The following is a 23,823-nucleotide window of genomic DNA, read 5'->3' as shown; positions in this document are numbered from 1 at the left end:
GGATTCCGATCCGGGGCGACACTGCGTTAACCGGCGGATGCCGTCGACCGGTAGTCCAACCGGGGCCCGCCCGCGCCCCGGACGGACTTAGTATGCTCTTACACTCACTGGAACGGTATGCTAATCAAATGGATTTCCCCGGAAAGACGCGGCCGAAGCGTCGATCGGTGCAGAGCGAGGCGACCAGGACCGAGATCCTCGACGCGGCCGAGCGCCTCATGCTCGAGCGCGGGTATATCGCGGCCTCCGTGGCAGCGATCGCCGCGGAGGCCGGTGTCGCGGTGCAGACCATCTACAACTCCGTGGGCCTCAAGGCGGACCTCCTCGCTGCCGTGCTCGAACGCGGCGCCACGGGGCCCGCCGGCCTGGGGGAGTCCGCGCATGAGCATCCGGTTTCGGTACCCCGGTCGGGGAGCGGACCGCGCTCGGCTACCGACATCATCCGCCTGCTCGTCGATTGGTGCGTTGAGACGAACGTGCGCACCGCCGCCATGCGGAGGGTCGTCTCACAGGCAGCGGGGGTGGACGCCGACGTGGCTCGGCTCGAGCTGCGCCAGTCCGCGCGATTGCTGCACAACTTCAGCCAGACGGCAACGGCGTTGCGCGACCGCCATGCGCTGCGGAGCGGCCTGAGCGACCACGAGGCCGCCGCGGCGATCTGGGCACTGGCCCACCCGCAGGTCTACCGCTCGCTCGTCCTCGACCTGGACTGGTCGGTCGGTGCATACCGGGAGTGGCTTGCGAACACGCTGAGGGCCACACTTTTCTGAGCGTCCCGGCTGGTCGCCGCGCGAGAATATACTAGATAACTGGCCCGGTCGGGCCGAACCCCTCCCACGAACATTCCGAACGGACTATTGCTGTGCTCAGTGTGCAAAACCTCGAAATCAGAGTCGGGGCGCGCGTGCTCATGGAAGACGTCAGTTTCCGCGTCTCCGCCGGCGACAAGATCGGCCTCGTCGGCCGGAACGGTGCGGGAAAGACGACCCTCACGAAGACGCTCGCGGGCGAGACGATGCCGACGCACGGCCAGATCGACCGGTCAGGTCAGATCGGCTACCTTCCCCAGGACCCCCGCTCCGGTGAGCCGACGATGCTCGCGCGCACGCGGATCCTCGATGCGCGCGGCCTCGGCACGATCTCGCTCGGCCTCTACCAGGCCGGTCTCGACATGGGCAGCGACGACCCCAAGGTCGCCGCTAAGGCCATGAAGGTCTACGGCAACCTGACCGACCAGTTCAACGCCCTCGGCGGCTATGCCGCGGAGGCGGAAGCCGCCTCGATCGCGAGCAACCTGAACCTTCCGGACCGGATCCTCGACCAGGAGCTGCAGACGCTCTCCGGAGGCCAGCGCCGCCGCATCGAGCTCGCCCGCATCCTCTTCTCCGCCGCGGAAACGATGATCCTCGACGAACCGACCAACCACCTCGACGCCGATTCCGTCGTCTGGCTCCGTGAGTTCGTCAAGAACTACCGCGGCGGTGTCATCATCATCTCGCACGACATCGAACTCGTCGGCGAGACCGTCAACCGGGTGTTCTACCTCGATGCGAACCGCATGGTCATCGACATCTACAACATGAACTGGAAGAACTACCAGCGCCAGCGCCTCGCGGACGCCGACCGTCGCAAGAAGGAACGTGCCAACGCCGAGAAGAAGGCGTCCACCCTGCAGCTGCAGGCCGCCAAGTTCGGCGCCAAGGCGAGCAAGGCCGCAGCGGCCCACCAGATGGTCGCCCGGGCAGAGAAGCTGCTCTCCGGACTCGACGCCGTGCGTGCCGTTGATCGCGTGGCCAAGCTGCGCTTCCCGGTGCCGGCGCCGTGCGGTCGCACACCGCTGATGGCAAACGACCTGTCCAAGAGCTACGGTTCGCTCGAGATCTTCGCAGCGGTCGACCTCGCGATCGACCGCGGGTCCAAGGTCGTCATCCTCGGCCTCAACGGTGCGGGCAAGACCACGCTGCTGCGGATGCTCGCGGGCGTCGACAAGCCGGACACCGGCACGATCGTCCCCGGCCACGGTCTGCGCATCGGGTACTACGCGCAGGAGCACGAGACCATCGACGTCAAGCGCAGCGTGCTACAGAACATGGTGTCCTCGTCACCGAACATCACCGAGATGGAGGCCCGCCGGGTCCTCGGCTCGTTCCTGTTCACGGGTGACGATTCCGACAAGCCGGCCGGGGTCCTCTCCGGTGGAGAGAAGACCAGGCTCGCCCTCGCCATGATCGTCGTGTCCGGCGCCAACGTGCTGCTTCTCGACGAACCCACCAACAACCTCGACCCCGCGAGCCGCGACGAGATCCTCGACGCGCTCGCGCACTACGAGGGTGCCGTCGTCCTGGTCAGCCACGACGAGGGCGCCGTCGAGGCGCTCAACCCGGAACGTGTGCTGATCATGCCTGAGGGCACTGAGGACCACTGGAACAAGGACTACCTCGACCTGATCATGCTGGCCTAGTCGCCAGCAACCATCCGTCGGTGCGTGCTCGCGAGCGGTGCGTGCTCGCTGCTAGTGCGTGCTGTCGATGAGGTCGTCTTCGACCTCTGCGTCCGAGCGGGGCTTGGCGGCCACGCGGCGGGCGCGTTCCGCTGCGCGGGTGCGTTCCTCGGGGTCGTCCGCGTTGAGAGCGCGGAACTCCTGGCGAACCGCCCAGGCGAGCCCGATGAAGCCGAGCAGGGCGAACAGCATCCACTGGAACGCGTAGGACAGGTGTGATCCCTCGTCCGCGACGGGCCGGGTCACGCCGGCGGGCCGGGTGGCCGGCGCGGGGTCCTCGGACGCCATCAGCCCGTATGCCGCGGTATAGGTCGGCGCGCCGACCCGTTCGGCGACGTCGGCGAGATGGATCGTGGCGATCTGGTTACCGCTCGCCGTGCGCCCGGGAAGGGTCGGCTCCCCGGCCTTGAGCCGGGCGATGACGGTGACTTCACCGGACGGAGCGGCGGGAACCGGTCCGGGGGCATCCGCTGTCTCGCCGGTCGGGACCCAGCCGCGATCGACGACGAAGACGGTGCCGTCGGCGAGGAGCAGCGGGGTGAGCACCTCGAAACCGGGGTGCACGTTCATCGGGCGGTTCCGCACGATCAGCTCATCGGTGGCGAGATAGGTGCCCGTCATCGTCACCGGGAGCCACTTCTGCGACTCGTTGAACGAATCGAGGCTAGGCAGGGCTTCGGTCAGGCTCACCGGCGTGTGGTCGTAGTTCGCGTCGACCTTGTTGATCTCGACGAGGGCCTCGTTACGCCTGGCGAACTGCCACATGCCCAGGCCGGCGCACGCGGCGCCGAAGATGATGGTCAGCACGAGGTATCCGGCCCACCGTCGGGTGAACGCGAACTTCCAGCCGATCATGACGGGTTCGTCCCGACGGCGGCATGGCCCGGAGTCGTGCCCGGCGCAGCGTCGAGCGCGACGACAGCCACTGGAAAGTCCCTGGCGCTCAGGAATTCTCGGAGGAAGTCGACGTGCCCGGAGCAGGCGAGCCACGTCTTCACCCGGTCCTCGGCGTGGATGCGCGGATTGCGCCAGTCGATGCGCCACGTAGCGTCGTCCTGGCACCCTGCCCGGGAACACCGGGGGATCTCGAGGTCGTCGTCGAAACCGATCATGCGGCCTCTGCCGGGCCGCGCGACCCATCCGGGCGCGCGGAGTTCGATTCAGCCGAGGTTGCTTCAGCCGACCCGGGTTCCGCCGATGCGTGGGCCTCTGACGCGGGTCCCCGATACGACTCGGACTGCCCGCGGTACAGCTGCACGGCGCCGGGGCGTACGACGGTGCTTGCCTCGCCCGTGCCGTGGACGTTCGCGATGATCATGGCGAAATACGGAAGCACGATCGCGCCGGCGGCGCAGACCAGAAGCCACCAGCCGTGCACGAAAAGCATCAGGACGATGCACACCATCCGGATGCCCATGGTGACGGAGTACTTGATCATCCGGGCGTGTCGTTCGGCCTCCGGAGACGGAGGCAGGGAAGTGATCGACTGCTGTTTCATACTCTCATCGCTTCGGTCAACCGGTCGAGGTTTTGCCTGATAAGCCTACGTCTCGCCCGGTCTGTGGGATGACACCGTAAACTGGAATATACGTGCGTACGGCTGGTCGTTCGCTGGGAATAGATTGGAACCGGATGCCTTCCGTCAGGACCGTTCTCGTGACCGGGGGCAACCGCGGGATCGGCTTTGCCATCGCCGAAGAATTCGTACGCCAGGGCCACCGCGTGGCGGTCACCGCCCGCTCCGGGTCCGGCCCGGAGGGCACCCTCACGGTGCGGGCCGACGTCACGGACGCCGCATCGATCGACGCCGCGTTCACCGAGATCGAGGCGTCCCTCGGACCGGTCGAAGTGGTCGTGGCCAACGCCGGAATCACCAAGGACACCCTCCTGATGCGGATGACCGAGGACGACTTCACCTCGGTGATCGACACGAACCTGAGCGGTGCCTTCCGCGTCGTCAAGCGCGCGTCCAAGGGCATGCTCAAGGCCAGGTTCGGCCGGATCGTGCTGATCTCGAGCGTGGTCGGCCTCTACGGTTCCGCCGGGCAGGTCAACTACTCCGCCTCCAAGAGCGGGCTGGTCGGGCTCGCCCGCTCCGTCACGCGCGAACTCGGTGCCCGCGGCATCACCGCGAACGTCGTCGCGCCCGGCTTCATCGAGACCGAGATGACCGCCGAGCTTTCCGATGCCGTTCAGGCCGAGTACAAGAAGAACATCCCGGCAGGACGCTTTGCGTCTGCCACCGAGGTCGCGAAGGTCGTCACGTGGCTCGCGGGCGACGACGCCGGGTACATCTCCGGTGCCGTGATCCCGGTCGACGGCGGTCTCGGCATGGGTCACTGACCAGGTCAGCGATACGCCTACGGCGACATGGAGGTCGGCGCGACCCTGCGCGAGACCCTCGCCTCACGCAGTAGCCTCAGGAGATTCGGGCAGTAGTGGTGGCTACCTCAGGAGATCCGTGCTGCCGGGAGGGATCCGCCGCACTGGTCCGCGGACCTGAGGCGCTCGCCCGGGCGGATCTCCTGAGGTAGCCACCGGCGATGCTTACTCTCGTCTGCAGGTGTGAAACTTGAGACGATCAGCCATAAATTAGATGAGCAAGTCTCGTATTCCTGTTCGGTTCGGGGTAGAATCGGGGTATGGCAGGACCTACGGATCCCCAGTCACACACCCCGCAGACACCCGATTCCGGGGCCGCGGAAGACCAGCCCACCGTCGGTGTCGAGCCTCCCGATCCCGTTGCGGTTGCCGAAGGCTTCGAGGGCGCTGACGGGCTGGCCGGGTCGGTTCCGTCGGTGCATGCGGATGCTGTCGCCAGGCTCAGTGAAGCGCGTTCGGCCCTCGCAGACGCTTTGGCGGCAATCCCGATCGGGTTACTCAGTGATGCGGAAGCTGTCACGGCTCTGAAAGAGGTCGAAGCGATCGGTCGGACGGTGGATGCGGCCCGGGTGACCACCGCAACCGATGTGGACCGGCGGGCACGGGTGCTCGGCCGCGAAGGGCTGGCGTGGCGGATGGGCTGCCGGGGGCCGTGGGATGTCCTCACCCGGGTGACGCGGGTGTCTGCCCGGGAAGTGAAGCGCCGCATCAAGCTCGGTGATGCGGTGTTGCCCCGCCGGGCGGGCCTGGCGGTGTTGCCGCCGTTGTTCCCGGTCGTGGGGGCCGCCCTGGCGGCGGGGGATATCGGTGAGGAGGCGGCCGAGCTGATCACGACGGGGCTGGGGTCGGTCAGTCACCGGGCGGTCCCGGCGGAGGTCGAGGTCGCCGAGCGTGCCCTGGTCGCCACGGCGGCCGGGTGGATCACCCCGGAAACGGAGATCCTCGCCGGGGCCGGGGTGCCCGCGGCTGCGGACCTGATCCGCGGCATGGTGCTGCAGTGGCAGGCCATCCTCGACCCCGACGGGATGCTGCCCCAGGAAGACCTGTTCGAAGCGAAATCGAACATCGGCTTCGGCCAACTCAAGAACGGCCTGTACCCGGTGAAGGGTGGGGTGACGCCGGAGCTCTTCGGGATGATGAACACCCTCTTCGACGCCTTCCTCAGCTTCCACGCCCGGCCGGCATCCCCGACCGAGGAGGAGCAGGCGCGGATGGACTCGGGGCAGATGATTCCCGGGGCCGAGTCATCGGGCACCGGTGACGACGTCGACGCCGGTACGGGCCCGGAGCTCGACGTGATCGAGGCCGAGCTGCGGGAGCGGCGCGCGGATAGCCGCACGGGCGGGGAGAAACGTGCGGACATCCTTCGGGCGTTGTTCGAGCATGCCGCCCGGGACGAGGACACGCCCAGCATGGGTGGGTCGGCGCCGACGGTGATGGTGCATGTGAACGCCGCCGACCTTGCCGCGGGGGTCGGCGTCGGGTGGATCGACGGTGTCGAAGCTCCGGTCTCGCTCAAGACGGTGCACCAGCGGATCTGTGACGGCGGCTTCCAAGGGGTGTTGTTCGGGGATGACAACCAGGTCCTCAAGCTGGGTCCGGAGCGAAGGTACTTCAACCGGGCGCAACGTCGGGCGATCACCGCCCGGGATGGCGGCTGCATCATCCCCGGTTGCAAGGCCCCCGCACACTGGGCCGAAGTGCACCACGTGAAGCCGTGGGCGCAGAACGGGCCCACCACGGTCGACAACGGTGTCTTACTGTGTTGGTTCCATCACCACACGATCGATACCTCGGGGTGGGAGATCCGCATGGTGAAGGGATCACCACAGGTGCGAGCTCCCGGGCTCATTGACCCGCAGCGGCTGTGGCGGCCGCCGAACCGGCACCGCGCCCACCAGGTCCTCACCGGACCACCCAACCGCGACTGAGTCCACCTGACACGGCGGCGCGTGGTGCGGAAGCGCTAGCCGCGGAGGCCGAGGATGGGAAGGACCTGGCTGAGGTCGCAGATGTCGATCGCGACGTCCGCCTTGGCCCGAACGAGAGGCTTCGCGTTGAACGCGATGCCGAGGCCCGCGACGTGCATCATCTTCAGGTCGTTCGCGCCGTCGCCGACGGCGACGGTCTGGGGGAGTGCGACGCCGAGTTCCGCCGCCCATTCCTGGAGGGTGTCCGCCTTCGCGGTCGCGTCGATGATCGGCCCGACCAGGTTGCCGGTGAGGTGGCCGTCGGCGACCTCGAGCCGATTGGCTCGCCAGTGGTCGATTCCGAGGCTCTCCGCGAGCGGATCGAGCACTTCGTGGAAGCCTCCCGAGACGACCCCGATGCGACTGCCGTGGGCGTGCAGGCCGGCGATGAGCTCGTGGACGCCCGGAGTCGGGCGCACCAGACGGCCGACCTCGGTGAAGACGCTCTCCGGCAGCCCGGCGAGCGTCTTCACCCGGGCACGGAGGCTCTGGGCGAAGTCGATCTCGCCGCGCATGGCCTGTTCGGTGACCGCGGCGACGAGTTCGAGCGAACCCGCGGCATCCGCCAGGAGTTCGATGACTTCGTTTTCAATCAGGGTGGAATCGGAATCGAGGACGACCAGGAAACGAGGGGGACGGGTCACGGGTGTACGTGCACGCCCTTGCCGACCACGGTGATGCCGGACTCGGTGACGCTGAATCCACGCGCGAGGTCGCGATCCTTGTCGACGCCGACGGTGGCCCCTGCGGCGACGACGACGTTCTTGTCGAGGATGGCCCGACGAACGGTCGCGCCGGGCAGGATCTGCACCCGGTCGAAGAGGATCGAGTCGGCGATGTGGGCGCCGGAATCGATCGCCACCCACGGCCCGAGCACGCTGCGCTCGATGTGGGCACCGGAGATGACGCAGCCGAGGGACACGATCGAGTCGATCATCGTGCCGAGCGAGCCACGGCCGTCCCGGACGAACTTGGCCGGCGGCGAGTTGAGCTGCTGGCTGAAGATCGGCCACTTCTGGTTGTACAGGTTGAAGACCGGGAGCGCGCTGATCAGGTCCTGGTGCGCCTCGAAGAAGGAGTCGATGGTTCCCACGTCGCGCCAGTAGTACCGGTCGCGATCGGTGGAACCCGGAACTTCGTTGCGCTGGAGGTCGTAGACACCGGCCTCACCGCGGGACACGAAGTCGGGAATGATGTCCCCACCCATGTCGTGGCTCGAGTCGGTTCGTTCGCCGTCACGCAGCACGGCCTCGATCAGGGCGTCTGCGTTGAAGACGTAGTTGCCCATGGAAGCGAACACCTCGTGCGGTGCGTCGGCCAGACCGACGGCGTCCTTGGGCTTCTCGCGGAACTCGCGGATGTGGTCCGGAGTGGCTCCGTCGACCTCGATGACGCCGAACTGGTCGGCGAGGCCGATCGGCTGGCGGATCGCAGCGACGGTGGCCTGCGCCCCCGAGGCGATGTGGGCGGCGATCATCTGACTGAAGTCCATGCGGTACACGTGGTCTGCACCGACGACGACGACGATGTCGGGCTTCTCGTCGTGGATCAGGTTGAGGCTCTGCAGGATCGCGTCCGCAGAACCGGAGAACCAACGCTTGCCGAGGCGCTGCTGCGCGGGGACGGAGGCGATGTATGAGTTGAACAAGCCGCCGGAGACATGCCAGGTCTGTGAGACGTGACGGTCGAGGCTGTGCGACTTGTACTGCGTCAGGACGACGATCTGGGTCAACCCGGAATTGATCAGGTTGGACAGTGCGAAGTCGATGAGCCGGTAGTTGCCGCCGAACGGTACGGCCGGCTTTGCGCGGTCCTCCGTCAACGGCATCAGTCGTTTGCCCTCGCCACCAGCGAGTACGATTCCAAAGATCTTCTTCGATGCCATGTCTTTACAGTAAGGGCATCCGGGGCCGGGGCCACCCGAAAACGGTGTGTCGGACGCGATGCTGCGCTAGTTTTATTTTCATGCGAGTCGATCTGTTGACAAAGGAATATCCACCAGAGATCTACGGCGGGGCCGGCGTGCACGTCGCCGAGCTCGTCAAGGCCCTCCGTACCGACATCGATGTCGTGGTGCGCTGCTTCGGTTCGCCGCGCGACGAGCCGGATACCTTCGCCTACGGCGTCCCCGCCGAGCTCGCCACGGCGAACGGTGCCCTGTCGACGCTCGGCGTCGACCTGTTGATGGCCCAGGACGCCGCGGGCACCGATATCGTGCACTCGCACACCTGGTACGCCAATGGCGCCGGGCACCTCGCAAAGCTCCTCCACGGCGTCCCTCATGTCGTCACCGCGCACAGCCTCGAGCCGCTCCGGCCGTGGAAAGCCGAACAGCTCGGCGGCGGCTACCGGGTCTCGAGCTGGATCGAACGCACGGCGTTCGAGGCAGCGGATGCCGTCATCGCCGTGAGCGGTGGCATGCGGGCGGACATCCTCCGCAGCTACCCGGCACTCGACGAGTCCCGGGTGCACGTCGTCTACAACGGCATCGACCTCGAGAAATGGAAGCCGACCGCGGACGAAGACATCGTTCGTTCGCTCGGCATCGACCCCACCCGGCCCTCGGTCGTGTTCGTCGGACGGATCACCCGGCAGAAGGGTCTGCCGTACCTTCTCCGTGCTGCAGCGTCACTCCCGCCTGAGGTCCAGCTCGTCCTGTGCGCCGGGGCACCGGATACCGCGGAGATCATGGCCGAGGTGACGGCGGGAGTCAGGGCGCTGCAGGCCGAGCGCACCGGCGTCGTCTGGATCCCCGAACACCTGTCCCAGCACGACCTCTCTGCCGTACTGACCGCCGGGACCGTCTTCGTCTGTCCCTCGGTCTACGAGCCGCTCGGCATCGTCAACCTCGAGGCGATGGCCTGCGGCCTCCCCGTTGTCGGGTCGGCGACGGGCGGCATCCCCGAGGTCGTCGACGACGGCGTCACCGGACGCCTCGTTCCCCTCGACCAGGTCTCCGACGGAACAGGAACGCCGATCGACCCCGATCGTTTCGTCGCCGACCTCGCCGGCACCCTGATCGAGGTCCTCGCAGACCCCGACCGCGCCGCGGAGATGGGCAGGGCTGGCCGGATCAGGGCCGAGCAAAAGTTCAGCTGGAGCCAGATCGCCACGAGCACGCGGGAGATCTACGCCGGGTTGCTCTGAGGCCCGCCCGGCGTGCCGGCGCGTCGGCGTCGGCAGATAACATGGATGCATGGTCAACGTTCTTCACTTCACCGACGTCTCCGTCGTCCGGGCTGGCACAACCATCCTCGACTCAGTGAACTGGAGTGTTGATGACGATCAGCGCTGGGTGATCCTGGGCCCGAACGGAGCAGGAAAGACCACACTCCTGCAGATCGCCGCCGCGATGCTGCACCCCACCAGGGGCACCGCAGAGGTGCTCGAAGAGCCGATCGGCGGCACCGACCTGTTCGAGCTGCGTCCGCGCATCGGCTTCGCGTCGACAGCGCTCGCGCGCAAGGTTCCGGCCGGGGAAAAGGTGCTCGACGTCGTCATGACCGCCGCGTACTCGGTGACCGGTCGCTGGACCGAGGAATACGAGACCATTGACGAGCGTCGTGCCCAGCGTGTCCTCCAGGAATGGCGACTCGACCACCTCGCCGACCGCACCTTCGGAACCCTGAGCGACGGCGAACAGAAGCGCGTCCAGATCGCCCGCTCGATCATGACCGACCCCGAACTGCTCCTGCTCGACGAACCGGCGGCCAGTCTCGACCTCGGCGCCCGCGAAGAACTGCTGCGCCTTCTCGGCGGCTATGCCCTCGAGGCGAGCTCCCCGGCGATCATCATGGTCACCCACCACGTCGAAGAGATCCCGTTGGGCTTCACCCACGCCCTGCTGCTTTCCGGCGGTCGGGTCGTCTCGGCAGGCCCGTTCGCCGAGTCGCTCACGGCGGACACCCTCACCGAAACGTTCGGCCTGCCGATCGACCTCGGCCAGGATGGCGGCCGTTTCACGGCCCGTGCGGCCTGACGCCGGCTTCTGCTAGACTCGACAGTCGGTCCTCGGGCCGTGCAACTTTTTCCTGCCGCCGTTCCCCGGTCCACCCGGTCCGGACCGGCGCAACTCATATAAGGAAGTTTTCATGAAGTCTGACATCCACCCCACCTACACCCCCGTGGTCTTCCGCGACCTCGCGTCGGGTGCGACCTTCCTGACCCGTTCGACGGTCTCGAGCGCCAAGACGATCGAGTGGGAAGACGGCACCACCTACCCCGTCATCGACGTGGAAATCTCCTCCGAGTCGCACCCGTTCTACACGGGCAAGCAGCGCATCATGGACTCCGCCGGACGCGTGGAGAAGTTCAACTCCCGCTACAAGGGCTTCGGCAAATAAGACCGACGCACTCAAGCGCGACTTAGAAAAGGCGAGCAGCCCTGGCTGCTCGCCTTTTCTGTACCCGCGCTACCGCTCAGGCCACGCGCCGGTCGCGACGAACTTCGGGTCGCGTTCGCGGCGCATGTAGTCCTGGAAGCGCTCCGCCTGCTGCATCGACCACTGCACCTGCAGCTCGTGCAGCTCGGCGACCGTGCCAGGCAGCACCGCGACGTGCGCCTTGGCGATGGCCTGGGCGACCCTCCCAGCGGCGATCGCGTCCGCGCCGGCGTCATGGGCGTCGTCGAGGGAAACCCCGTAGTAGGCGCTCGTGACCTCGAGCGTGCGCTTGCCCTTACGGTAGCGGTCCACCTGCTTGTCGATCACCAGCGGGTCGACGACGGGTGAGGGGGAGACGAGCGGTGCGACGCCATAGCGCAGTGCCTCCCGGTTGAGCAGGGAGAGGTCGTAGGGAGCGTTGTACGCGACGATCGGAAGGCCCCGGCCGAGCAGCTCGCGGATGGTCGCGACGATCTCCGTGACGCCTTCCCCGGCGACGCGGCCGTTCGCGACGGCCTGGGCGGTCGTGATGCCGTGCACGTTGGTCGCCTGTTCCGGGATCTCGACGCCGGGGTCGAGAAGCCAGTCGATGCGTTCGACGACGGCCCCCGAGACATCGATCACGGCCACCGTCGCCGAGACGATGCGACTCGTCTCCACGTCGATTCCGGTCGTTTCGAGGTCGAAGACGGCGAGGGTGTCACTCCAGTTGCTCATGGGGCCAGCCTAGGGCCGACCGCCGACATCCACGGGGAGTCACCGCCGTCCGCCGCGCGCGTCACCGTAAACTGGAGCGGATGATTGTTCCTTCGCCATACGACGCCCAGCTCGCCCGCATCCCGGTGAGCGTCCACACCGTCCCGGTGCTCGGGACCGACACCCGTTACTGGGAGTACGGGGATCCGGCTGCAACGACGACGATCGTGATGGTGCACGGCTTCCGCGGTGACCATCACGGCCTCGAGCCCGTTGTCGCCCAGCTCGCGGGGTACCGGATCCTCTCGCCCGACCTGCCCGGCTTCGGTGAATCGGCGCCCCTCACGGCCCTGGCGCACGATGTGCCCGGCTACTCTGAGTGGCTCAGGGGGTTCGTCGCTGCGGTCGCCCCGACCGGGCGCACGGTGATCCTCGGGCACTCCTTCGGCTCGATCATCGTGGCCTCCGCCGTCGCCGGCGGGCTGCCCGCCGATGTCGTCGTGCTGGTCAACCCGATCGCGGCGCCGGCCCTGTCCGGCCCCCGCGGCATCCTCACCCGACTCGCGGTGTTCTACTACTGGTCGGCGGCCGCCCTTCCAGAACGGCTCGGCTTCGCCCTGCTTCGCAACCGCGTCATCGTGCGCGTGATGAGCATCGCGATGGCCAAGACCCGTGACCCCGCCCTGCGCCGCTGGATCCACAACCAGCACGACCGGTACTTCTCTGCCTTCTCCGATCGCCGGGTCGTGCTCGAGGCCTTCCGCGCCTCGGTCGGAAGCGATGTCAGCGAATTCGCCGCACGCATCCCGCAGCGCACCCTGCTGATCGCGGCGGACAAGGACGACATCACCCCCGTCGAGGCCCAGTACCGGCTGCGCGGGCTGTTCCCCGACGCGCGTCTCTATGTCATCCCCAACGTGGGGCATCTCATCCACTATGAAGTCCCCGCCGAAGCGGCGGAACAGCTGCGTCGCTTCCTCGACGAAACGGCATCCTCATGAACGGCCGGCCGGCATGAGAATCGTGTTCGACTGCCGCTACACCCGGTTCGACCGGCACGACGGCATCAGCCGCTACACCTCCGAACTCGTCACCGAGCTCAGCAGGCTGCACACGGTGACGATGCTCATCAGCGACCACCGGCAGCTCGCGATGCTGCCCGCACTCCCGTGGCAGCTCGTGAACGCGCCCACCAGCATCCGTGAACCCCTCGTCGCCCTCAGCGTCAACCGGCTGCACCCCGATGTCGTCTTCAGCCCGATGCAGACCATGGGATCGTGGGGCCGCAACTACCGGCTGCTGCTCACCGTGCACGACCTGATCTACTACCGCAACCGAACACCCCCGCGCGACCTGCCCGGCTTCATCCGGCTGCTCTGGCGGCTCTACCACCTGTCCTGGTGGCCCCAGCGGATGCTGTTGAACCGCGCAGACGGCGTTGTGACCGTGTCCGAGACGACACGGGCACTCATGCTGAAGCACCGCCTCACCCGCAAACCCATCGCGGTCGTCCCCAATGCCGCCGGCGCCCTCGGCGGGGCGGCCGGGGCGGAGACGGTGGTGCGGCGCACCGGGCCGGCAACGGGCAGCCTCGTCTACATGGGCTCGTTCATGCCGTACAAGAACGTCGACACGCTCGTGCGCGCCCTCGTGGACCTCCCCGGCCACGAGCTGCACCTGCTCAGCCGGATCGGAACCGCAGAACGGGCCCGTCTCGGGGCGCTCGCCCCCGGTGCCCGGATCGTGTTCCACGACGGGGTCTCCGACGAGGAGTACGTGTCCCTGCTCGATTCGGCGACGGCCCTCGTGACCGCGTCCCTCGACGAGGGTTTCGGAATCCCCCTCGTCGAAGCGATGAGCCTCGGGATCCCGGTCGTCGTGAGCGATATCCCGATCTTCCGCGAGATCGGCGGTGAGGCTGCGCTCTACTTCGAACCGCGCGACGCGAGCGGGCTCGCCGCCGCCGTGCACCGGCTCGACGAGCCGGGGGAGTGGGCGAAGCGCTCCGGGCTCGCCATCGAGCAGGCCGCCCGGTACAACTGGGCCGATTCCGCCCAGATCCTGCTCCGTGTGATCCGGGAGACCGCTCAGCCCGAGTAGTGCGTGTTCTCCGCGAAGCCGCGGATCGTCGCGTCGAAGTGCTCGAGCTCGAGGTGGCCGTCTGTCCAGAGGAAGTCGTGGACGGATCCGTTGGCGATGATCTCGTCGGGGTGCGGGCGCACGCCGAAGGTGAGGTACCGGATCAGCGTTCCGATCACGCCGCCGTGGCAGACCACGAGCACCGCATCGCCCGGGAATTCATCGGCCACACGGCCGAGCGCCGGAAGGACCCTGTCGAGGACCTGCTGGCGCGACTCGAGCCCGGGCACGGGTATCCCGTTCGGGAACTGGCGCTGTCGTTCGGCGAACGTGAGGCCCTCGATGTGGCCGTGGTGGCGCTCGGTGAGATCGTCGATGATCTCCGGCCGTGGCAGGCCGAGTTCCCCTGCGATGATGCGGGCCGTCTCCGCGGCCCGGTCGAGTGGGCTCGACACGATCTTCTCCCAGCCTGCCGCACTCGGAGTCTGGCCGCCGTCGAGGCTCGGCGCCGCACCCTCGCGACTTCGTTTGAGTAGTCGCAGACCGGTCTCGGCCGCCTGGGCTCGTCCCGTCGAGTTCAGCGGGATGTCGGTGCGACCCTGGATGCGGGTGGCGAGATTCCAGTCGGTCTGGCCGTGGCGGACGATCGAAAGCCTGGTCTGCAACCGGTGCATGGTCTCGCGTGGCTCCTGTCTGGCGGTTTTCGGTGCTTCCCCGCCCTGGCGAACCGGACCCCGCTACCCCGCGAGGCGCTGAGCGAGCCCGGACAGCACCTCGGAGGTGCCGGCTTCCAGTTTAACCAGTGCGCGCGCGTCTCCCTTGGTCACGCCCCGATTGATGACGATAATCGGCAGTTTGCGGCGGCGGGCCTGTTCGAGCAGGCGGATGCCCGAATTCACCGCGAGGGACGACCCGGCGATGATGAGCGCCTGGGCCCCGGCGACGAGGGCGGTGGCCTCGACGAACTTCACCGTCGGCACGAGCTCGCCGAAGAAGACCACGTTGGGCTTGAGCATCCCACCGCAGACCGTGCACGCGGGGATGACGAAGCCCGTGAGGTCGGTGACGTCTGCGTCACCGTCCGGTGCCAGACGGGCGGAGTCGGGTCGCCGGAGCGACGGGTTGTCCGCCTCGAGGCGTGCCGCGATGCTCTCCCTGTCGAAGGCCTGGCCGCAGGAGAGGCAGACCACGAGATCCATCGACCCGTGCAGGTCGACGACGTGGCGGGAGCCTGCCCGGGTGTGCAGCCCGTCGACGTTCTGGGTGATCACGCCCGAGATGACCCCGCCCGCCTCGAGGGCGACGAGGGAACGGTGCCCGAGGTTCGGCGCGGCGGCGCGGAATCGACGCCAGCCGAGGTGGCTTCCTGCCCAGTACCTGACCCGGGCCCTCGGGTCGTCGATGAAGGTCTGATAGTTCATCGGGGTGCGGACCGGCGCGCCCTTCCCCCGGTAGTCGGGGATGCCCGAATCCGTGCTGAGCCCGGCGCCGGTCAGCACCGCAGCACGCTTTCCGCGCAGGAGTTCGGCGACCGTGTCAAGGGTGTCTGCCGAAACCTCGCCCGCGACCGGAATCGTCTCGGTGGTCATAACGCTCCGTCCTGTCCACTCCGAGTCTAGGCGGGCCAGTTTTCGTCCTTGTTACAGAACCCAGGTACCGGACCCCGAGTGCGTGACCCCGGGTACTGGACCGGGCGGGACAACTGGCAGGCTGGACGTGTTCTCCTTCGAAAGGCAATCACCGTGCAGATCATCCACATCGACTCCCTCGACCTTCCCGGTCTTGCCGATTATTCCCAGCTCACGGATGTCGCACTCCGGCGGAAGTCCGAACCGGCGGGCGGCCTGTACATCGCCGAGTCGACCAAGGTCATCGCGCGCGCCCTCGAGGCCGGACACCGCCCCCGCTCGGTGCTCCTGCAGGAGCAGTGGCTGCCCGATGCCCTCGAACTGCTCGCCGACTGGCCGGACGTACCGATCTACGTCGGCGCGGCATCCGTGCTCGAAGAACTCACCGGGTACAACCTGCACCGGGGGGCACTCGCCGCGATGCACCGGCCCGTGCTCGCGCCGGTGTCCGACCTGATCCGGGACGCCCGCCGGATCGTGATCCTCGAGAACATCGTCGACCACACCAATGTCGGCGCCATCTTCCGCTCCGTCGCCGGACTCGGCGCCGACGCCGTGCTGATCACCCCGCGCTGCGCCGACCCGCTGTACCGGCGCAGCGTGCGCGTGAGCATGGGCACGGTGCTGCAGGTTCCGTGGACCCGCCTGCCGGAGTGGGACGAGGCCGTTCCGCTGCTGCACGACGCCGGTTTCCACCTCGCAGCACTCGCCCTCGCCGACAATGCGGTGAGCCTCGACGACTTCGCGATCGACCCGCCGGAGCGGCTCGCGATCGTGCTCGGCGCAGAGGGCGACGGGCTCAGCAGGCAGGCGCTCGCGGTCGCGGACACGGTCGTGACGATCCCGATGCTGCACGGCGTCGACTCGCTCAATGTCGCATCGGCGAGCGCGGTCGCACTGTACGCACTGCGCTGACCCGCGCCGCGCCGCGGTGCCCAGCGTTTCCCTATCCGTGGATCGGTAAAGTGAACGGATGCCTTCCGCGAGTCGTTCCACCATCCTGCGTCGCCGATTCGCGGTCCTCGGCGGCCTGCTCGTCGTGATCCTCCTCGGGGGCTACTTCGCGACCACGAGTATCGCGGCCCTCCCGGCCTCGGCGGCGACGCTCACCCAGCCCGCCGCGCTCACCCAGCCGGCGACGGCGATGGCATGGCCGGGAATCGGGGAGGGCGCGATCGGCGCCGTCGGCTACGACGGTGTCCTCGGCTCCAACGGCAGCCAGGCCGCCGTGCCGATCGCGAGCATCACCAAGATGATCACCTCCCTCGTGCTGCTCGAGGCGAAACCCCTCGCAGCCACGGAGGCCGGCCCCGCCCTGAAATTCACCGACGCCGACGTGCAGATCTACTACGACGTGCTCGCCGAGGACGGCTCGGTCGCCCCCGTCGTGTCCGGCATGGTGCTGAGCCAGCGCCAGGCCCTCGAGGGCATGCTGCTGCCCTCCGCGAACAACTACAGCATCACCCTCGCCAACTGGGCGTTCGGATCCGTGGACGCCTACCTGAAGGTCGCCAGGTCCTGGCTCACAGACCATGGCCTGACCGGGACCACGATCGCAGACACCAGCGGGCTCTCCCCGCTGAGCGCAAGCACGCCCGCGGACCTCGTCGAGATCGGCAAGCTCGTGCTGAAGAACCCGGCGCTCGCCTCGATCGTCTCCGAGAAGACGGCCACGCTTCCGACGATCGGAACCGTGACCAACACGAACGAGATGCTCGGCGAGCACGGCGTCGACGGCATCAAGACCGGGACGACGGACGAAGCCGGCGCGTGCCTGCTCTTCTCCGCGGACTTCACCGTCGGAGACAAGACCGTGACCCTGGTCGGGGTCCTGCTCGGCGGGACCACCCACAACAGCCTCGACGCCGATATCGGGCGGCTCATCGAGAGCGTCAAACCCGGTTTCCGTGAGGTCGCCCTCACACAGGCGGGTGCGTCCTACGGAGCGTACGCGAGCGTCTGGGGACAGAACGGGACGGTCGTGGCCGCCGAGCCGGCATCCGCCCTCGTCTGGTCAGACACGCCCGTCACGGGCGTCGCCACGGCTCGTTCGGTCGGGGTCGGCTCGAACGGGGACGCCGTCGGGTCCCTCGATTTCACGGTCGGCACCGAGAAGATCAGTGTGCCTCTGGTACTCGACGGCACCCTGAGTGATCCCGGACCCGGCTGGCGCTTCACGCACCCGGGCGAACTGCTCGCGTCCCGCTGACCCCCGCTTCTTGACGGCCTGGCGCTACTTGACGGCCTGGCGGAACGGGCCGGCTTGCGGGCGTTTGGGCAGCACGTGGTCCCCGGACGACTGGTGCCGGATGCGGCGCAGTACCCACGGCACGAGATACTCCCGCGCCCAGACCATGTCCTCGCTGCGGGCCTGGCGCCAGGTCTGCGCGGGCAGCGGCTCGGGCTCTGAGGGTTCGAGGCTGTTGGGCACGTTGAGCACGTCGAGAACCATCCGGGCGACGGTGTGATGTCCGAGGGCGTTCAGGTGCAGCCGGTCGGGCGCCCACATCCGTGCGTCCTGGATCTCGGTGAGCGCCCACAGGTCGGCGACGACACAGTCGTAGCGCGCAGCGACGGCGCGGATGTTCTCGTTGTAGATCGCGATCTTGCCGCGAATCCCGCGGAAGACCGGGGCGAACCCGACATCGGCGCCCGTGAAGAGCACGACCGTGGCCCCGTCGCGGCTGAGCAGGCGAACGGCCTCGTCGCATCGGGCGGCGATCTCATCGGGGTCGGACCCCGGCCGGATCACGTCGTTGCCACCCGCGGAGAAGGTGATCAGGTCGGGGTGCAGGTCGAGGGCCGACTCCAGCTGCTCGTCCATCACCTGCCGGATCAACTTGCCGCGCACGGCGAGATTCGCGTATGCGAAGTCCGCCGAGCCCTGGCTGAGCACCTCGGCGACCCGGTCGGACCAGCCCCGGAACCCGCCGGGGCACGCGGGCTCGGGGTCCCCGACGCCCTCCGTAAAGGAATCGCCGACGGCTACGTACCGCGACCAAGGATGCAATGGGGTTGTCATCAGTCCATTCTCCTCGTTTGCACGAAACTGTCCGTGCACCTTGCTAGGTTCTATTGAAGTGACTATCTCAGCAGCGTTCGAACCGAACCAGGGAACGAGTGCAGCCGAACACCTGTCCCCGTCCTTCCCCGGCCGGGCCGCCTGGGGCACCGCGACCAAGCTGCGCGCCTGGCAGGAAGAGGCCCTCGCCGCCTATTTCGTGCACCAGCCCCGGGACTTCCTCGCCGCGGCGACACCGGGAGCAGGCAAGACCACCTTTGCGCTCCGGCTCGCCTCCGAACTCCGTGCACGGCACTTGATCGACCGCATCACCGTCGTCGCCCCGACGGAGCATCTCAAGCGCCAGTGGGCGGATGCCGCAGCTCGCGCGGGCATCCGCCTCGACCCCTCGTTCAAGAACGCGGACGGGCGCTACGGCAACCACTTCCACGGAGTCGCCGTCACCTACGCTCAGGTCGCCAGCCGCGCCGCCCTGCACCGAGAGCTCACCCAGTCGAGCCGCACCCTGGTCATCCTCGACGAGGTGCACCACGGCGGCGACGCCCTCAGCTGGGGCGATGCGATCCGCGAGGCCTTCGAACCGGCGACCCGCCGCCTCTCGCTGACCGGGACCCCGTTCCGGTCGGACACCTCGCCGATCCCCTTCGTCAGCTACCTGCCCGACGAGCACGGCATCCGCCTGTCGCAGAGTGACTACAACTACGGCTACGGTCGCGCTCTCGCCGACGGCGTCGTGCGACCCGTCATGTTCATGGTCTACGCCGGGCACATGAAATGGCGCACGCGCGCAGGCGACGAGATGGAAGCCAAACTCGGCGAGGGCAACACCAAGGACATCACGAGCCAGGCCTGGCGCACCGCGCTCGAACCGACGGGGCAGTGGATCCCCGCGGTCCTCCGTGCGGCCGACTCCCGACTCACCCAGGTGCGGCACGGCATCCCGGACGCCGGCGGTCTCGTGATCGCGACCGACCAGTCGGCCGCTCGGGCCTATGCCACCATCCTCGAGGAGATCTCCGGGGAACCGGTCACCGTCGTGCTCTCGGACGAGAAGGAGTCGAGCGACCGGATCGACGAGTTCTCGAAGAACACCCGGCGGTGGATGGTCGCCGTGCGAATGGTGTCCGAAGGTGTCGACGTGCCCCGGCTCGCCGTCGGTGTCTACGCGACGAGCGCGTCGACGCCGCTGTTCTTCGCCCAGGCGATCGGCCGCTTCGTGCGCGCCAGGCGCCGCGGTGAGACGGCCTCGATCTTCCTGCCCAATGTGCCGAGCCTCCTGAGCCTGGCCAACGCGCTCGAACTCGAGCGCGACCACGCCCTGGACCGCAGCAACCGGGACGACGGCGACGACGGGATGTACAACCCCGAAGACGCGATGGTGGCAGCGGCCAACCGCGACGAGAAGGGGTCGGACGGTCTCGGTGAGGACGAGTTCACCTGGCAGGCCATCGACTCCCAGGCGACCTTCGACATGGTCATGTTCGACGGCGACGAATTCGGCCAGCTCGCCGAACCGGGAACAGACGAGGAGTTCGACTTCATCGGCATCCCCGGGCTCCTCGAACCGGAACAGGTGTCCGAGCTGCTCAGGCAACGGCAGTCCCGCCAGGCGAAACGTTCGACCGACCGGCGCAAGAACCCGGTGACGGGCGAGGTCGCCCCGGAGGAACCGCCGCCGCTCTACCGCACCCTGAAGGAACAGCGCACCCTGCTCGCGAGCCTGGTGGGCATGTGGTCGAAACTGGCGAACGAACCGCACGGAATCGTGCACGCCGAACTTCGGCGCGTGTGCGGAGGACCCGCGGTCGCCCAGGCGAGCGTGACCCAGCTCCAGAACCGGATCGACCTCCTGCGCCGCCGTCTCGGCCGCAGCTAAAGCCAGGGAAAGGGGCGATCGATCCTCGATCGTTATCCGGTTTGGCCGCAGACCCTTGCGTCTGGGGAAGTTTTGTCGCATAAACTCTCAATGACGAAAGAGTGTGACTGATGGAACCGAAGAAAGCCGAAATCGACAGGGTCGACCGGGCATTGCTGAAGGCCCTCTCGGTCAACGCGCGGGCCTCCGGCGCCGCACTGGCTGCCGAAATCGGTGTCGCCGAGTCGACGGTGTCGCTCCGGCTGCGCCGGCTGCAGCAGCTCGGGCACATCCGCGGGTACCGGGCGAACATCGACCTCGCGGCCCTCGGTGCCTCCCTGCAGGCGCTCATCTCGGTGCGGCTCGTCAAGCACGCCCGGGTGCAGATCGACGACTTCCGCAACGCCGCCCCGCACTGGCCCGGCGTCATCGGCCTCTTCCACACCGCGGGGGCGGACGACTACCTCCTGCACGTCGCGGCGGCGAACGCGTCAGCGCTCCGTGACTTCGTGCTCGAACATCTCGCCGAGCATCCTGCGGTCGCGCACACCGAGACCAACCTCATCTTCGAGTACGTCGACGGCGACGGCTGGCAGGACCTCGTCAACTAGTCCCACGACCGTCTCGTCACCGATCGCGGTGCCGGTGCGGAATGTCTTCGGGCGGGCGCCCGGTCGCGAGCATCTCGGCCGGCTGCCGGCCGGCGTCGGACCACGGTCCGGTCAGGCCAAGCACGGCGAGGGTGCTCGTCGGCATCGGTATCCACGCACCGGTGAGGAGTTCGGCGAGGCCGGCGATCCCGGGGTTGTGCACGACGAGAACGACAGTATCGAACTCGTCGGGAAGTTCCCGGACGACGTCGAGCAGCTCACCGGCGGATGCCGCATAGCCGCGGCTGTCGACCCGGATCGGCGGCGTTTCCGCCAGCTCACCCGCGGCGATGTCCCAGGTGCTGCGGGCACGGTGCGCGGGGGAGACGACCGCGAGATCGATGCGACCGATGTTCCGGTCGAGCCACGCGCCCGCCAGCGGCGCCTGGAGGAGTCCCCGGTCCGCGAGCGGGCGCTCGAGGTCGGAGACCTCGCCGGACCAGTCCGATTTGGCGTGCCGCAGCAGGATCAGGGTGCGCTCAGTCATACCCTGAGTCTGCCACCGCCGGCCGCCCCGGTCGCCTCGGAAACTGGCTCCTGACAGGGTTCACGGAATCTGGGAGGATTCCCTGACTGCAGTGTGCTCTTCACGAGGGACTCGGAGGCATCGTGACCAAGAACAGGCTCGAAGCGTTCAGCGATGGCGTGCTCGCCATCATCATCACGATCATGGTGCTCGAGATCCGAGTGCCGGAAGAACCGACCTGGCAGGGGCTCGCGTCCCTCCTGCCGACGCTGTTCAGCTACCTGCTGAGTTTCCTCTACATCGGGATCTACTGGAACAACCACCACCACCTGCTGCGCCTCGCCTCCGGCGTGAACGGCGGCATCCTCTGGGCGAACCTGAACCTTCTGTTCTGGCTCTCCCTGTTCCCGTTCGTGACGAGGTGGAGCGACGAGTCGGGCTTCGCCGAGGTTCCGGTCATGGTCTACGGGATCACGTTGCTCCTGGCCGCCGTGGCGTTCTTCATCCTGCAGCAGGCGCTGATCCGGTACCAGGGCGCAGACGGAGCCCTGGCAACGGCCCTCGGGCGGGACTGGAAGGGCAAGGCCTCGCCGTTCATCTACCTCGCCGGGGTTCTGCTTGCCCTCGTGCAGCCGCTCGCGTCCATGGGCGTCTTCGCCGTGGCCGCACTGATCTGGCTGGTACCGGACCGGCGGGTCGAGCGTTTCGTCGGCGAGGGCCACGAAGAGTGATGCGCCGGCACCGCTTCAGTTCTCAACACTGCTTCAGGGCTTAACGAAGTAATGCCCCCGCCGAAGCGGGGGCATTACTGGAGCTCTCTGGGCGAGTGACTGGGTCAGTCGCAGTTCAAGCAGTGTGCTGATTCAGCACTGAGCAGAATCAGAGGGCGCGGATGTTCTCGGCCTGGGGACCCTTGGGGCCCTGGGTTACCTCGAACTCGACCTTCTGGTTCTCGTCGAGGGACTTGTAGCCATTGGAAGCGATCGCGGAGTAGTGCGCGAACACGTCGGCGCTTCCGTCGTCGGGAGCAATGAATCCGAAGCCCTTTTCAGCGTTGAACCATTTCACGGTACCTGTTGCCATTTTTGAAACTCCTCCAGGAGTGTTAGACCGACCCCGACTGTCGGGGCCGTTCGTCGCGGTATTCGTCGTCCGCTTCCGAAAGGAATACGCCGCATGGACCGAAGTCCGTGCGTTTTAAGACGTGCAAGCACTACAACTACTGGGACAAGACTAGACCACTTCGCTCGGTAAGAAGCCGAATCGGGGCGAATTCGAGTCATAACCGTTACGTTTTATGAATATTTCGCCCGAACAGGGGCAGTATCCAGTCGAACTGTCAATCAACGGTGACGAAGTCGATGAGTTGTTCGACCCTGCCGAGGAATGCGGCCTCGAGGTCGGCATACGACCGCACCCGGCCCAGGATGCGTTGCCAGGCCCTGGCGATGTCGGCCTGGTCTTCGTGCGGCCAGCCCAGGTGCTGGCAGATCCCGTGTTTCCACTCCACCGACCGGGGGATCGTCGGCCAGCTCGTCATGCCGAGCCGCTCCGGTTTCACGGCCTGCCAGACGTCGACGTACGGATGCCCGACGACGAGCACGCTGCGACAGTGCGGCCCCCGAGAGACGGTCTCGGCGATGCGGCTCTCTTTGGACCCCCGCACGAGGTGGTCGACGAGCACGCCGACCTTACGTCCGGCTCCCGGCTTGAATTCGGCGAGGAGTTCCTCGAGGTTGTCGACGCCCTCGAGGTATTCGACGACGACGCCCTCGATCCGCAGGTCGGCCCCCCAGACCTTCTCGACGAGCTCGGCATCGTGCCTGCCCTCGACGAAGATCCGGCTGCCGCGGGCGACCCGCGCGGGTGACGAAGCCACAGCGAGGGAACCGGAGGCCGTCCGGGCGCGCTGCTGGGGCGCCCTGGCGGGGACGACGAGCCGCACGGGCTCCCCGTCGATCAGGAAGGCGGAGCCGAGGGGAAAGAGCCGGAGGGCGCCGTGCCGGTCCTCGAGGGTCACGATCTGCTTCTCGAGGCGTACGATCGCACCGCAGAACCCGGTCGCGACCTCTTCGACGACGAGGTCGCGGACGGCCTCCTGGGTCGGGACGACCTTCCGTCCCACGTCGCGCCAGCCCGGTCTCAGGGCGTCCTGTCCGTATCGGTCCTCATTCACCCGTTCGACGTTAGCCG

The 23,823-nt window shown here is 67.5% G+C and carries 26 protein-coding genes; 14 read left to right on the top strand and 12 right to left on the bottom strand.

Annotation, left to right across the window (positions count from 1 at the left end; translation table 11 throughout):
• The first annotated feature begins 128 nt into the window (after positions 1 to 128).
• Together QN350_RS01625 and QN350_RS01620 are read left to right on the top strand one after the other, a co-directional pair.
• The gene (locus tag QN350_RS01625; protein ID WP_322139935.1) at positions 129 to 770 is read left to right on the top strand and encodes a TetR family transcriptional regulator; all 642 of its coding nucleotides are present in this window, start codon (positions 129 to 131) and stop codon (positions 768 to 770) included.
• A gap of 92 nt (positions 771 to 862) precedes the next feature.
• Positions 863 to 2,461 carry an ABC-F family ATP-binding cassette domain-containing protein gene (locus QN350_RS01620; RefSeq protein WP_134448675.1) on the top strand — a complete coding sequence of 533 codons (1,599 nt, stop codon included), beginning with the start codon at positions 863 to 865 and terminating at the stop codon, positions 2,459 to 2,461.
• A 51-nt stretch (positions 2,462 to 2,512) separates the two neighbouring features.
• Here QN350_RS01620 and QN350_RS01615 read toward each other — a convergent pair whose 3' ends face one another.
• From QN350_RS01615 to QN350_RS01605, 3 genes are read right to left on the bottom strand one after another with little or no spacing between them, the layout of a single operon-like run.
• Positions 2,513 to 3,355 (bottom strand): SURF1 family protein, encoded by an 843-nt coding sequence (locus QN350_RS01615; protein ID WP_322139934.1) that lies wholly within the window; start codon positions 3,353 to 3,355, stop codon positions 2,513 to 2,515.
• The gene (locus QN350_RS01610; protein WP_322139933.1) at positions 3,352 to 3,612 is read right to left on the bottom strand and encodes a hypothetical protein; all 261 of its coding nucleotides are present in this window, start codon (positions 3,610 to 3,612) and stop codon (positions 3,352 to 3,354) included. The genes QN350_RS01615 and QN350_RS01610 overlap by 4 nt, the downstream gene beginning before the upstream one ends.
• Entirely contained in the window at positions 3,609 to 3,998 is a 390-nt protein-coding gene (locus QN350_RS01605; protein WP_322139932.1) for a DUF3099 domain-containing protein, read from the bottom strand. The genes QN350_RS01610 and QN350_RS01605 overlap by 4 nt, the downstream gene beginning before the upstream one ends.
• Before the next feature lie 134 nt (positions 3,999 to 4,132).
• Between QN350_RS01605 and fabG the strand changes: the two genes are divergently transcribed.
• Positions 4,133 to 4,843, top strand: a complete 711-nt coding sequence (gene fabG, locus QN350_RS01600) for a 3-oxoacyl-ACP reductase FabG (RefSeq protein ID WP_281535030.1) — start codon at positions 4,133 to 4,135, stop codon at positions 4,841 to 4,843.
• A gap of 299 nt (positions 4,844 to 5,142) precedes the next feature.
• A complete protein-coding gene (locus QN350_RS01595; RefSeq protein ID WP_322139931.1) occupies positions 5,143 to 6,813 on the top strand; it encodes an HNH endonuclease signature motif containing protein in 1,671 nt (556 codons plus the stop codon).
• 35 nt (positions 6,814 to 6,848) lie between these two features.
• On the opposite strand, the gene serB is transcribed toward QN350_RS01595, so the two are convergent.
• On the bottom strand, positions 6,849 to 7,496 hold the full coding sequence (serB, locus tag QN350_RS01590) for a phosphoserine phosphatase SerB (protein WP_322139930.1): 648 nt from the start codon (positions 7,494 to 7,496) through the stop codon (positions 6,849 to 6,851).
• A complete protein-coding gene (locus QN350_RS01585) occupies positions 7,493 to 8,737 on the bottom strand; it encodes a glucose-1-phosphate adenylyltransferase (RefSeq protein ID WP_281535027.1) in 1,245 nt (414 codons plus the stop codon). The genes serB and QN350_RS01585 overlap by 4 nt, the downstream gene beginning before the upstream one ends.
• Before the next feature lie 80 nt (positions 8,738 to 8,817).
• Between QN350_RS01585 and glgA the strand changes: the two genes are divergently transcribed.
• The 3 genes from glgA to QN350_RS01570 all read left to right on the top strand — a co-directional run bounded on the left by glgA (position 8,818) and on the right by QN350_RS01570 (position 11,195).
• Positions 8,818 to 9,999, top strand: coding sequence for a glycogen synthase (gene glgA / locus QN350_RS01580; protein ID WP_322139929.1), 1,182 nt, complete (start codon positions 8,818 to 8,820; stop codon positions 9,997 to 9,999).
• 49 nt (positions 10,000 to 10,048) lie between these two features.
• Positions 10,049 to 10,831 carry an ABC transporter ATP-binding protein gene (locus QN350_RS01575; RefSeq protein ID WP_322139928.1) on the top strand — a complete coding sequence of 261 codons (783 nt, stop codon included), beginning with the start codon at positions 10,049 to 10,051 and terminating at the stop codon, positions 10,829 to 10,831.
• A gap of 112 nt (positions 10,832 to 10,943) precedes the next feature.
• Positions 10,944 to 11,195: a type B 50S ribosomal protein L31 gene (locus QN350_RS01570; protein ID WP_134531880.1), complete on the top strand. Its 252-nt coding sequence runs from the start codon at positions 10,944 to 10,946 to the stop codon at positions 11,193 to 11,195.
• A 69-nt stretch (positions 11,196 to 11,264) separates the two neighbouring features.
• Here QN350_RS01570 and QN350_RS01565 read toward each other — a convergent pair whose 3' ends face one another.
• A complete protein-coding gene (locus QN350_RS01565; RefSeq protein ID WP_281535025.1) occupies positions 11,265 to 11,951 on the bottom strand; it encodes an exonuclease domain-containing protein in 687 nt (228 codons plus the stop codon).
• Positions 11,952 to 12,031: 80 nt separating this feature from the next.
• On the opposite strand from QN350_RS01565, the gene QN350_RS01560 reads away from it, so the two are divergent.
• The gene (locus QN350_RS01560; RefSeq protein WP_322139927.1) at positions 12,032 to 12,931 is read left to right on the top strand and encodes an alpha/beta hydrolase; all 900 of its coding nucleotides are present in this window, start codon (positions 12,032 to 12,034) and stop codon (positions 12,929 to 12,931) included.
• Between the two features lie 13 nt (positions 12,932 to 12,944).
• Positions 12,945 to 14,030 carry a glycosyltransferase family 1 protein gene (locus tag QN350_RS01555; RefSeq protein ID WP_322139926.1) on the top strand — a complete coding sequence of 362 codons (1,086 nt, stop codon included), beginning with the start codon at positions 12,945 to 12,947 and terminating at the stop codon, positions 14,028 to 14,030.
• Here QN350_RS01555 and QN350_RS01550 read toward each other — a convergent pair.
• Together QN350_RS01550 and QN350_RS01545 are read right to left on the bottom strand one after the other, a co-directional pair.
• A complete protein-coding gene (locus QN350_RS01550) occupies positions 14,018 to 14,674 on the bottom strand; it encodes a histidine phosphatase family protein (RefSeq protein ID WP_323515639.1) in 657 nt (218 codons plus the stop codon). The two genes, QN350_RS01555 and QN350_RS01550, sit on opposite strands and share 13 nt — an antisense overlap.
• 72 nt (positions 14,675 to 14,746) lie before the next feature.
• Positions 14,747 to 15,598: a Sir2 family NAD-dependent protein deacetylase gene (locus tag QN350_RS01545; protein ID WP_323515638.1), complete on the bottom strand. Its 852-nt coding sequence runs from the start codon at positions 15,596 to 15,598 to the stop codon at positions 14,747 to 14,749.
• Positions 15,599 to 15,751: 153 nt separating this feature from the next.
• Here QN350_RS01545 and QN350_RS01540 point away from each other — a divergent pair, with 153 nt between their 5' ends.
• Together QN350_RS01540 and QN350_RS01535 are read left to right on the top strand one after the other, a co-directional pair.
• Positions 15,752 to 16,552, top strand: coding sequence for an RNA methyltransferase (locus QN350_RS01540; RefSeq protein WP_322139924.1), 801 nt, complete (start codon positions 15,752 to 15,754; stop codon positions 16,550 to 16,552).
• Positions 16,553 to 16,610: 58 nt separating this feature from the next.
• Entirely contained in the window at positions 16,611 to 17,846 is a 1,236-nt protein-coding gene (locus QN350_RS01535) for a D-alanyl-D-alanine carboxypeptidase (RefSeq protein WP_323515636.1), read from the top strand.
• 24 nt (positions 17,847 to 17,870) lie between these two features.
• Here the strand turns inward: QN350_RS01535 and QN350_RS01530 are convergent, their stop codons facing one another.
• Entirely contained in the window at positions 17,871 to 18,659 is a 789-nt protein-coding gene (locus QN350_RS01530) for an SGNH/GDSL hydrolase family protein (RefSeq protein WP_322139922.1), read from the bottom strand.
• A gap of 58 nt (positions 18,660 to 18,717) precedes the next feature.
• Here QN350_RS01530 and QN350_RS01525 point away from each other — a divergent pair, with 58 nt between their 5' ends.
• Both QN350_RS01525 and QN350_RS01520 read left to right on the top strand, forming a co-directional pair.
• Complete coding sequence (locus tag QN350_RS01525; RefSeq protein ID WP_322139921.1) at positions 18,718 to 20,535, top strand: DEAD/DEAH box helicase; 1,818 nt, start codon at positions 18,718 to 18,720, stop codon at positions 20,533 to 20,535.
• 110 nt (positions 20,536 to 20,645) lie between these two features.
• Positions 20,646 to 21,125: an Lrp/AsnC family transcriptional regulator gene (locus tag QN350_RS01520; RefSeq protein ID WP_134446595.1), complete on the top strand. Its 480-nt coding sequence runs from the start codon at positions 20,646 to 20,648 to the stop codon at positions 21,123 to 21,125.
• A gap of 16 nt (positions 21,126 to 21,141) precedes the next feature.
• Here QN350_RS01520 and QN350_RS01515 read toward each other — a convergent pair whose 3' ends face one another.
• Positions 21,142 to 21,651 carry a SixA phosphatase family protein gene (locus tag QN350_RS01515; RefSeq protein WP_322139920.1) on the bottom strand — a complete coding sequence of 170 codons (510 nt, stop codon included), beginning with the start codon at positions 21,649 to 21,651 and terminating at the stop codon, positions 21,142 to 21,144.
• Positions 21,652 to 21,773: 122 nt separating this feature from the next.
• On the opposite strand from QN350_RS01515, the gene QN350_RS01510 reads away from it, so the two are divergent.
• A complete protein-coding gene (locus tag QN350_RS01510) occupies positions 21,774 to 22,361 on the top strand; it encodes a TMEM175 family protein (RefSeq protein ID WP_322139919.1) in 588 nt (195 codons plus the stop codon).
• A gap of 148 nt (positions 22,362 to 22,509) precedes the next feature.
• Here QN350_RS01510 and QN350_RS01505 read toward each other — a convergent pair whose 3' ends face one another.
• Positions 22,510 to 22,713, bottom strand: a complete 204-nt coding sequence (locus QN350_RS01505) for a cold-shock protein (protein WP_035840308.1) — start codon at positions 22,711 to 22,713, stop codon at positions 22,510 to 22,512.
• 256 nt (positions 22,714 to 22,969) lie between these two features.
• Positions 22,970 to 23,806, bottom strand: coding sequence for a DUF3097 domain-containing protein (locus QN350_RS01500; protein WP_322139918.1), 837 nt, complete (start codon positions 23,804 to 23,806; stop codon positions 22,970 to 22,972).
• Positions 23,807 to 23,823 lie beyond the last annotated feature (17 nt).

This window comes from Cryobacterium sp. 10I5 (genome assembly GCF_035019865.1).
In the GTDB taxonomy this organism is placed as follows: domain Bacteria; phylum Actinomycetota; class Actinomycetes; order Actinomycetales; family Microbacteriaceae; genus Cryobacterium; species Cryobacterium breve_A.
The sequence above is the reverse complement of the archived record's forward strand: the minus strand, read 5'-3'. Positions and strand labels throughout refer to the sequence as shown.